We start from the raw sequence: 1444 nt of genomic DNA on the forward strand, positions 1-1444 counted from the left end.
ACATAACGCCGTGCAGAGGGCCGGGCGGTATCTCCTCGCCCGTCACCAGCGCGATTACAGTCGTCCGCGATCACCGCCGGAGCGCGTCCGCCCGACCAGAACACAGCCTGCCCCGCGCGGCGGGCGCGCTCCGTGTCATGCACGTCCCGTCCTTCTTCCCCCACCGAGGAGACCGAGGAACCCGCCATGACACCCACCGATCCGGACGTCCCCGGCCCCGGCTCCAGCCCCGGGCCCGGCCCCGTACCCGCGGCGGACCGCATGATCAGCCGCAAGAGCCTGCTGAAGGCGGCCGTCGCCGCCGGTGCCGCCATCCCGCTGCTCACGGGCACGGTCGCGCTCGCCCGGGACTCCGCGGGCCGGGGCGGCTCCCTGCCCGCGACGCCCACCTGCGACGACGGCGACGGCCCGACCCACGACCAGATCGAGGGCCCGTACTTCAAGCCGAACTCCCCGCTGCGCACGAACCTGGTGACGCCGGGCGTCGGCGGCACCCCGCTGACCGTCAGCGGCTACGTCTTCGGCCGCAACTGCGTGCCGCTCTCCGGGGTCCTGCTGGACTTCTGGCAGGCGGACGACGCCGGGAACTACGACATGGCCGGGTACACCCTGCGCGGCCACCAGTTCACGGACGGCAAGGGGGCCTTCTCCCTGACCACGATCGTCCCGGGGCTCTACCCGGGCCGCACCCGGCACATCCACGTCAAGGCGCAGGCGCCCGGCCGGCCGGTGCTCACCACCCAGCTGTACTTCCCCGGTGAGCCCCGCAACAACACGGACACGCTGTTCGACGCGGCGCTGCTGATGAACGTGCGCGGCGCCGGCGGCGGCAAGGAGGGGACGTTCGACTTCGTGCTGAACGTCGACGGGACCCCCGGCCCCGGCGGCCCCACCGACCCGCCGACCGACCCGCCGGGCGGCACCTGGGTCCCGGGGCACTCCTACGCGGCGGGCGACCGGGTGACGTACGGCGGTGCCGGCTACACCTGTGTCCAGGCCCACACCTCCATGGCGGGCTGGGAGCCGCCCAATGTCCCCGCGCTGTGGCGCGCCGGGTGACCCGCCCCTGCTGAGACCTTCCTCACAGGAGTGAGGGCCCTGTCGGGAGCGGGAAACGTCCCCGGGAACGCGAAAACCCCGCAGGTCCGAGACCTGCGGGGTTTTCCGCTGTGCGCGAGGGGGGAGTTGAACCCCCACGCCCTTTCGGGCACTGGAACCTGAATCCAGCGCGTCTGCCTATTCCGCCACCCGCGCATTGGGTGTGTCCTCCGGCTCCGCTCCCTTTCGGGCCCGGCGCCTTCCGACATGCAGAACATTAGCACGCCGCGGAGGGCGGATTCACATCCCTTTCCCGGGGCAGGCGCCCAGGCCCGGGGCACTCCCGCCCCGCCCGCGCCCCTCGGTTCCCCCCGCCCCCGCCCGCCCGCCGCGCCCCGTCCGGACC

General features: G+C 73.6%; 1 protein-coding gene and 1 tRNA gene. One reads left to right on the plus strand and one right to left on the minus strand.

Going from position 1 to position 1444, the window contains the following annotated elements:
* Positions 1-186 precede the first annotated feature (186 nt).
* Positions 187-1059, plus strand: a complete 873-nt coding sequence (locus IG64_RS37090; protein WP_037864918.1) for a carbohydrate-binding protein — start codon at positions 187-189, stop codon at positions 1057-1059.
* A 111-nt stretch (positions 1060-1170) separates the two neighbouring features.
* Here IG64_RS37090 and IG64_RS37095 read toward each other — a convergent pair.
* Positions 1171-1254: transfer RNA gene (locus tag IG64_RS37095), tRNA-Leu, on the minus strand.
* Positions 1255-1444 lie beyond the last annotated feature (190 nt).

The organism is Streptomyces sp. NRRL S-340 (assembly GCF_000720185.1).
GTDB lineage: Bacteria > Actinomycetota > Actinomycetes > Streptomycetales > Streptomycetaceae > Streptomyces.